Source organism: Pelatocladus sp., assembly GCF_059505505.1.
The window spans coordinates 20,953-29,313 of sequence record NZ_JCACKS010000262.1 but is presented as its reverse complement, the minus strand read 5'-3'; the positions used below and the strand labels follow the sequence as shown (position 1 = coordinate 29,313).

Annotated in this window: 10 protein-coding genes; 7 read left to right on the top strand and 3 right to left on the bottom strand. The window is 39.3% G+C overall.

Features of this window, described 5'->3' with window-relative positions:
- Nucleotides 1-46: 46 nt before the first annotated feature.
- The 4 genes from AC5JMK_RS27870 to pgm all read left to right on the top strand — a co-directional run bounded on the left by AC5JMK_RS27870 (nucleotide 47) and on the right by pgm (nucleotide 4,429).
- Nucleotides 47-646 (top strand): hypothetical protein, encoded by a 600-nt coding sequence (locus AC5JMK_RS27870; protein WP_495911467.1) that lies wholly within the window; start codon nucleotides 47-49, stop codon nucleotides 644-646.
- Between the two features lie 32 nt (nucleotides 647-678).
- Entirely contained in the window at nucleotides 679-1,350 is a 672-nt protein-coding gene (locus AC5JMK_RS27865) for a hypothetical protein (protein ID WP_495911466.1), read from the top strand.
- Between the two features lie 177 nt (nucleotides 1,351-1,527).
- Nucleotides 1,528-2,418: a polyphosphate kinase 2 family protein gene (locus AC5JMK_RS27860; protein WP_495911465.1), complete on the top strand. Its 891-nt coding sequence runs from the start codon at nucleotides 1,528-1,530 to the stop codon at nucleotides 2,416-2,418.
- A gap of 349 nt (nucleotides 2,419-2,767) precedes the next feature.
- Entirely contained in the window at nucleotides 2,768-4,429 is a 1,662-nt protein-coding gene (gene pgm, locus AC5JMK_RS27855; RefSeq protein ID WP_495911464.1) for a phosphoglucomutase (alpha-D-glucose-1,6-bisphosphate-dependent), read from the top strand.
- Between the two features lie 3 nt (nucleotides 4,430-4,432).
- Here pgm and AC5JMK_RS27850 read toward each other — a convergent pair whose 3' ends face one another.
- On the bottom strand, nucleotides 4,433-4,567 hold the full coding sequence (locus tag AC5JMK_RS27850; protein WP_495911463.1) for a hypothetical protein: 135 nt from the start codon (nucleotides 4,565-4,567) through the stop codon (nucleotides 4,433-4,435).
- A 266-nt stretch (nucleotides 4,568-4,833) separates the two neighbouring features.
- Between AC5JMK_RS27850 and AC5JMK_RS27845 the strand changes: the two genes are divergently transcribed.
- On the top strand, nucleotides 4,834-5,103 hold the full coding sequence (locus AC5JMK_RS27845; protein WP_096676255.1) for a GlsB/YeaQ/YmgE family stress response membrane protein: 270 nt from the start codon (nucleotides 4,834-4,836) through the stop codon (nucleotides 5,101-5,103).
- A gap of 246 nt (nucleotides 5,104-5,349) precedes the next feature.
- Here the strand turns inward: AC5JMK_RS27845 and AC5JMK_RS27840 are convergent, their stop codons facing one another.
- Together AC5JMK_RS27840 and AC5JMK_RS27835 are read right to left on the bottom strand one after the other, a co-directional pair.
- Nucleotides 5,350-5,739: a 6-pyruvoyl trahydropterin synthase family protein gene (locus AC5JMK_RS27840; protein ID WP_096676254.1), complete on the bottom strand. Its 390-nt coding sequence runs from the start codon at nucleotides 5,737-5,739 to the stop codon at nucleotides 5,350-5,352.
- A gap of 94 nt (nucleotides 5,740-5,833) precedes the next feature.
- Nucleotides 5,834-6,376: a GrpB family protein gene (locus tag AC5JMK_RS27835; protein ID WP_096676253.1), complete on the bottom strand. Its 543-nt coding sequence runs from the start codon at nucleotides 6,374-6,376 to the stop codon at nucleotides 5,834-5,836.
- Nucleotides 6,377-6,869: 493 nt separating this feature from the next.
- On the opposite strand from AC5JMK_RS27835, the gene AC5JMK_RS27830 reads away from it, so the two are divergent.
- Both AC5JMK_RS27830 and AC5JMK_RS27825 read left to right on the top strand, forming a co-directional pair.
- Complete coding sequence (locus AC5JMK_RS27830) at nucleotides 6,870-7,391, top strand: hypothetical protein (protein WP_096676252.1); 522 nt, start codon at nucleotides 6,870-6,872, stop codon at nucleotides 7,389-7,391.
- Between the two features lie 115 nt (nucleotides 7,392-7,506).
- A complete protein-coding gene (locus AC5JMK_RS27825; RefSeq protein ID WP_495911462.1) occupies nucleotides 7,507-8,358 on the top strand; it encodes an FAD-binding domain-containing protein in 852 nt (283 codons plus the stop codon).
- Nucleotides 8,359-8,361 lie beyond the last annotated feature (3 nt).

The window sequence follows — 8,361 nt, the reverse complement described above, 5'->3', positions numbered from 1 at the left end:
TCAAGCTCGCGAATAACTTTCCTTTCTTTATTTTTGCAAAATTGGGATGCTCCCACTGATTCTACAATTATTAGCTGCTCCCTTTGGTGCTGATGCTGTTAATCCTGCACGTCGAATTTTGGGACGTATTTTGATCGAAAGGGGAGCAAACCATCTGACTGTTGAACAAGTTCAAGGAACTCTCAAGAGCGCTATTTCTTTATTAGCTTTGCAAGCAGTGCAAGAAAAAGCCAAAGTTCATGGCTGGTTAGGAAATCAAATTCAACAAGCCCACACTTTATTAGTGAAGGCAATTTTTGAGCCTAGCGAACAAGACAAAAATTACTGGATTGGAATTTGCCGGATTCCAGAACATTTATTAAAATTGGATCTTCCTCATCCAGAATATAATCACTGCGAAGCACCAGGAGTATTTCGATATGAAAACAAAACACTACTGGATCACCGCAAAGAAGATTTTTTAGAATTTTTAGAAGCATGTCCAGATTATATGAGTCCTGCACAAGCCCTTGAAGAATGGTTAAAGCAAACTATTCCATATTTATTTGAATTACTAAATACAAAATTACAAGATTCGATCAAAACTTGTTTTGCTATACAATTAACCCAGGATAATTCATCTGCTTTACTCGAAAATTTTCTATAATCAATCAAAATTAATTTTCATAAAAATACATAATGAATTTAATCATTAAACAATACAAAGGACTTGGTGCTATAAAACTAGGAATTACAAGAGAAGTTCTGCGTCAGATTATCATCGGTTGTAGTGGAGAACTAAAAAGTTTTATGAAAAAGCCTACTTCAGAAATACTTACAGATTCCTTTAATAATCTAGGCATAGAAAATCAGCAGGAATCCGAAAGAAGCAAAAATTTTGTAGATAACTTAAAGTTGGCGAAAAAACTGATAAATAATAATCTCAAACAACAAGAAGCTAAAAAGACACATGAATCTGAAAGAATCAGCAAGACAAACTCTCAAAACTTAGAGGGATTATCACCAAAACTCAAAGAAGCACATCATGTACAAAAAGATATGGATGTAGGAAGAAATCGCCAGTTAGCTCAACAAATCGGAGAACCTTCCTCAACTCATGCTGCTAAATCCAGTGAGATAAAATCTCAATCCAGGGAAATATCTCATCCAGATAAAAATCAGAGTGAGAAAGGAGAAGCTTCTTCCACACGTTCTCCTAAACAGCAAGAGCTAGGAAAAAATGTAAATGAGAGCAAAAATCAAAGATTAGCTCATCAAATGAAAGATTCTTCTGTAAATCGTCCTCAAAAATATACTGAAGTCAAATCTGTACCAAAAGAAAATTCTACAAATTCGAGACGAGACATATAGCTAAATATAATTAGGACAATATTTTACAAATTCGTAACGCATATTATTTCGGAAAAACTCTGCGTCCCTCTGTGTTGAAAAACGTTATGCTTTTATGCAAAGGTGTATTTAACTAGCCGCTAGCGTTTTTATGTGGTGAAAAAATAAATCCTATTTTCAAATATTGAGTATAAAGTTATGGCTTACGCAGACTTCGTAACTCGCTTGAATCCCCAAACTATGCTTTTTAAGCCTGGTACAAAGATCAATATAAAAGACTTTGACCCAGACTATAAAAGTGACTTCCGAAAAAGTGAAGCCAAACAGCTATTACAATGGGAGGTCGAAGAGTTAGCGAAGTATCAGGATATGCTTTATGCTCAAGACACTTATGCTTTGCTAATTATTCTTCAGGCATTGGATGCTGCTGGTAAAGATAGTACTATTAAACACGTCATGTCAGGGGTTAATCCTCAAGGTTTTCAAGTGTTTAGTTTCAAAGCCCCTTCAGCCGAGGAACTAGATCACGATTATTTGTGGCGGTCATTTAAAGCTTTACCAGAACGGGGACGCATCGGGATTTTCAATCGTTCTTACTACGAAGAAGTACTAGTGGTGCGTGTCCATCCAGAACTCCTCACTAGACAAAATTTACCTCTCCAGACAACAGACAAGCACATTTGGCAACAAAGATTTGAAGAGATAAATAACTTTGAAAAATATCTTGTTAATAATGGCATAGTAGTGCTGAAATTTTTCCTCAATGTCTCAAAAGAAGAGCAGAAAAAACGCTTTTTGAGACGAATTGAGCTTCCTGAAAAAAATTGGAAATTTTCTAGCGGTGATGCCAAAGAACGGCAATTCTGGGATGAATATATGAAAGCTTATGAAGATGTCTTTAATCATACGAATACAGAATGGGCGCCTTGGCATATTATCCCAGCCGACCATAAATGGTTTACGCGCATTTGTGTAGCTTATTTTGTCTACGAGAAGATGAAATCCCTCAACTTAGCATATCCCAAAGTCAGTGAAGAACATTACATAGAACTGCTAAGAGCAAAGGAAATACTTGAAACACAGGAGTAATAGAATTTGGACAAGTTGTTCAGTTATCAGTTATCAGTTAAGTAGGTAGGTGTAATTAAAGATAAAATAAAACCTCACCCTGCCTCCGGCTTCCCTCTCCTTAGTAAGGCTACGGTGTACACACAAATCTAGGTTGAGCGCATCTGTACCGCTCATAGCGCAAGTCCTCTGAAGAGGACTCAAAAAAAAGTTTGTTCCAGTCCACTTGAGTGGACTTTCGCTATGAGCCTGGAACTTTAGTTCTAGGCCGGATACAGTTTCAACTTATCTTCTTTTAGGATGGTTGTTTTGGCATAGTTTCACGGTATCCTGGACGTAGCCAAACCATAGGAGCATAGGTCGAGCGCCAATGCAGACAACAGCAGAACAAACCAATCCCCTGGCTGGCAAACCTGCTCCAGCCAATATTTTGATTAATGTTGAACAGCTTTTGGATCAGTACTACACGGTTCATCCCGACCCGAATAATACACTACAACGTGTTAGTTTTGGAACATCGGGCCATCGTGGTACTTCTACCAATGGCACATTCAATGAAGACCATATTCTTGCAGTATCTCAAGCGGTTGCTGAATATCGCAAGAGCCAGGGTATTAATGGGCCGCTGTACATGGGTATGGATACACACGCACTCTCGACTCCAGCCCAAAAGTCTGCGTTGGAAGTACTTACAGCGAACAATGTAGAAGTTTATATCGCCGCAGGTGAAGGTTATGCACAATACACACCGACACCAGCAGTATCCCACGCCATTCTCACCTATAACAAAGGTAGAACTAGTCAATTAGCAGACGGGATCATTATTACCCCATCTCATAACCCCCCAAGTGATGGTGGTTTTAAATACAACCCACCTTCAGGCGGTCCGGCGGAACCTGAAATTACTAAATGGATTCAAACCCGCGCCAATGAGTTGATGGCAAATAATAACCGGGATGTGAACCGAATTAGTTATGAATCTGCGCTACAGGCAGCCACAACTCATTATTTTGACTTTATTACTCCCTACGTCAACGATCTCGAAAATATTGTTGATATTGACGTCATTAGATCCTCTGGTATCCGCATCGGTGTTGATCCTTTGGGTGGATCGAACATCGCCTACTGGCAACCGATCGCAGAACGTTATGGTTTAAATATTACCGTAATTAACAACACCGTTGATCCGACTTTCCGCTTCATGAGCGTAGATTGGGATGGCAAAATCCGTATGGATTGCTCATCACCCTACGCTATGGCTAGCTTAGTTAAGTTTAAAGATGACTACGATATTGCTTTCGGTAATGACACAGACTCAGATCGCCACGGTATCGTCACCCCCAGCGTGGGATTGATGAACCCCAATCACTTTTTATCTGTAGCGATTTGGTATTTATTTACCAATCGTAGTGGCTGGTCTGCAACGAGTGCGATCGGCAAAACTTTGGTCAGTAGTAGTATGATTGACCGAGTTGGTAAAGAAATTGGACGCCAAGTTTGTGAAGTACCCGTCGGCTTTAAGTGGTTTGTAGACGGTTTACTTGATGGTTCTTTTGGCTTTGGTGGTGAAGAAAGTGCTGGTGCTTCTTTCCTGCGTAAGGATGGCACCGTCTGGACAACAGATAAAGATGGTATAATTATGGATCTGCTTGCGGCTGAAATTACAGCACGTACAGGTAAAGATCCTGGTTTGCATTATCAAGATTTAACGGCAAAACTGGGCAAACCATTCTACAAGCGGATCGATTCTCCCGCTTCGCCAGAACAAAAAGCGCGTCTAGGTAAACTCGCGCCGGAAGATGTCAAAGCATCCACCCTGGCTGGCGATCGCATTACTGCCAAATTGACCAATGCTCCCGGTAACAACGCTCCTATTGGTGGATTGAAGGTGACAACAGAAAACGGTTGGTTTGCATCTCGTCCCTCTGGTACAGAAAATGTATGCAAAGTCTACGCTGAAAGCTTTAAGAGCGAAGCTCACCTAGAGGAAATTTTGCAAGAAGCAACAGAAATTGTTGCTAATGTCGTTTAATTCTCAAATTTGTGCGATCGCAAATACAAACAATCGCCGCTCTAGAATAAAATTAGAGCGGCGATTATATATGGTTTTATGATGTAGCGATCGCTGTAACGCACCCTCCAGGCTAGCGAAGACTAGTTTTGCTCCCAAATATAACTTCAGCTTAATTCTTAAAGTAGAGTTAAGCAATCATTAAAAACGCATATACTACGATTACCAAGCAAGAATTATTAACAGCCCCTAGTTTTATATCTACTAGGAGCTTTTTTTAATTGATTGTTTCTTTAAAATCCGGGGTAGATCCAGAAGTATTACTTTCGACTAATAAATAGTTAATTCTGTTGGTAGATTGGATATCAATGTTGAGACTGTTAATCTGTATTTGTTACTAAAAAACGTTTACCAAATACAAAACAATGAATATTCTTGCTTGGATTGTTTTAGGTTTAATTGCTGGTGCTATTGCCAAAGCTATCTACCCCGGACATCAAGGCGGTGGCATTTTAGGAACAATTGTTTTAGGTATTATTGGTGCATTTGTTGGTGGTAGTTTGGGCGTATTTTTCGCTACGGGACGCTTTGCACTGGCAGCTAGTTCTCTGAGCATTCCCGGTATTCTAGTCGCAGTTCTTGGTGCAATTGTCGCTATTTTCTTGTGGAACGCATTAAGTCGTCGTACTGTGTAATGAATGAAATTGCACTTTATTTATAGTAAAAATCAGGGAAGTTATGACGCTATATTTTTTCCCTGAACTTAAATAAAACAGTAGTGTCTACCTAAGTACAGGTAGGCGCTATTATTATTTTTAATAGAATACGGTTCAGTTAATTTTTTTGCTTAATTCTGCACTGAAAGCTCAATTTTTCATCAAGTTTTTTCTGTCTTCGTATCTTGGTGGTTCAAAAATAAATTTTCTTCACCACCAAGACATCTACTCATCTTCGTACTCAACCCAACTATTGGGAGTTTCTGACACCGCTACTTTCAGTTGCACATCTGCTGGAAGTCGTTTTTTGGTTTCATCATAAATATATTTAGCAATCATCTCAGCAGTTGTTTCGTACTCAGGAGGTAAGACTTCGTTAAGGATGCAGTGATCAAGTCCCCCTTTGGAAACATCTTGCTTTGCCCAGCGTAAAGTTCTAAAATCAGCTACCATCACTGGGTGTGGACAATACTGAGAAGAATGTAGCTTCAATGCAGTTGCTTCGATTCGCACCGTATAATTATGCCCATGCATCCGACCGCAGGGGCCATCGTAATCTTTAATGTAATGGGCGCTGTTAAACGAGAATTCAGTTACTAGTTTCCATTTGGGCATTTAATATTGCCTCGCAGTCAGTTCCGACACAAAAAATAGAAGTATATCTTTTTTGATCGTAACTGTGCTTTTAGGCTTGCTAACTGCGGCAACATCATGATAATACTTTTTGCAGAATATTCTCTATAAATTTTGTCTTTGCCTCACAATACAAATCAACGTCGTAGCGAAAGCGTTGGGCAAGTTCACATTTAAGTTTTGCATAGGCTAAAGCTTCATCTGGGTTATTTCTGAGGTAGTTGCGAAAAGCTAAGTGTCTTTTGAGTGATACACTGTCTTGGGGGCAAACATACAAATGATGCTGAGGCCATATTTTGCCTGTACCATTACGTGGTACATCACTTGCAGAACGTGCAAATGCTTCTCTACCTGATATACCCAAATCTCCTTCGTGTTTGTAACCGAGTTCTCCGAGCAAGCAGATCACTTTCGTAAGCAATTCATTCGAGGCGATCACAACATCTAAGTCAATAATTGGTTTAGCTGCTAAACCAATTATTGAGGTACTACCAACATGTTCTATAGCCAAGACTAAATCACCCAGCTGATTCTTTATCACACTGTTGAGTTCTAAGAAAAGCTGAGACCATTGAGGATCGTAATCTACAACCTCAACGATGCGTGTTTTAAATTCCATAATCTTAATCTAAACCGTTACCATCGTTTTCACTCACCAATTTAGAATGCTCACGTCCTAATTAATTACACAACCATTAGATATAGAAAAATGGCGTTGCTGAATTGAATTGTGGTATGAATCTAGATGTCCCAGACGCAATATATCGCGTCTGATACAAAGGTTTTGGAATCACCTAAATTCTGCATCATACATGAAATCAGCAACGCTAGAAAAATATATGCTCTCTCTCAACTGGTAGATGCATATCACTCTGTCTCACTGTCTCATGAAAGAGAATTCATTATTACCTGAGCAAGAAGACTTTATTACCTAATAATAATAATCTTATATTTGAATCTCGTTTAGATCTGGGAATTATCCAAGTTTATTTTTAATCAATCAGTTTAATAAATTTTATCTGATCTCAATATAAGGACAAATCTGAACTGGCTTAAATCAATTAATAACTGATAACTGATAACTAATAACTGTTAAAAGAGAGTCTTGAATTATGGCTGAAAGTAGCAACAAGCAAAATAATCTAAACCCAAGCCAAGATATATTCAAAGGTCTTTGGCAAGCAAAAGTAATAATTACCATAGCACTATTAGCTGTATTCGTGAGACTTTCCTATACAAATGAACAAGCGTCTACTGTTCCTACTGCACAACTTGTGACTACATCCGAAGTAGTCAATTATCCTGATGAATTGATTGGTAAAAGTGTAACAGTCAGAAGCAGACTACTGCAAAAAGTTGGTTTAACTTCCTTTACAGTCAGCGATCGCAGATTTTTTGGTGGTGAACCAATATTAGTTATAAATGCTTCTGGTCGGCCTTTTGATTTACCAAGCGATCGCGATGAAGCCATTCAAGTCACTGGTGAAGTTCATGACTTGAAGATTGCCGAAATCGAACAGCAATACAAGCTCAGTCTTCAAGACGAATATTACCAAGATTATGTCAATAAGCCTGTAATCATTGCTAGAGATATCAGATTAGCACCAGATGCAACTGCAATTACCTTGAGATAGGTACAAACTCTGCGTTACACAAAGCGATCGCCTGACTTGAGTGCGATCGCTTTTGCTTGCCCACGTTATACTAATTGAGCGATTAAACCTTCTCTAGCTCTTGTTACGGTGACTAATGACTCAAGACATGCAACGCGAATTTGCCAACCGTGATGAGTTGGTGGCTTACCTGCGCGAACAATTTCCTCAAGCCACAGAACGCGATGATCACATCAGTCAAACAGTTGGTGGACGTCAAGCTGCTGAGAAAGTACTGCAAAAAGTAGACCCAGCTAAATACGCAAAAACACGTAATTTTTTTACAGGTGCAGTCACCCGGCTTTCTCCCTATATTCGTTATGGGGTTCTCAGTTTGCGTGAAATACGAAATTATGTGCTTGATCGCGTACAAAATCAAGACGAGGTCACTAAACTAATTAACGAGTTAGGTTGGCGCGACTACTGGCAACGGCTGTATATTAAGCTGGGAAGTACCATCTGGCAAGACCAAGAAGAATATAAAACAGGCTATCACAAAAGCGAGTACGCGCTGGAATTATCCGAAGATATCAGACAAGGTACAACAGACAGAGTATGTATCGATAGTTTCAGCAAAGAACTACGAGAAACAGGCTATCTTCATAACCACGCTCGTATGTGGATGGCAGCTTATATCATCCATTGGCGGCGTATTCAGTGGCAAGCTGGAGCTAAATGGTTTCTTGAACATCTTTTAGATGGCGACCCGGCTAGTAATAATATGTCATGGCAATGGGTAGCCAGCACCTTCAGCCACAAACCATATTACTTCAATCGCGAAAACTTGGAACGCTACACAGAAGGTGTTTATTGTCGCCAATGTCCTCTTTACGGTCATTGTGATTTTGAAGAAAGCTATGAAGAATTAGAACAACGACTATTTCCCAAGGGAGAATTTAGCAAAAAACCCAATAGTCAAAGTTGGCAAAAAGGGAAGAAAAGACGGTAGAAA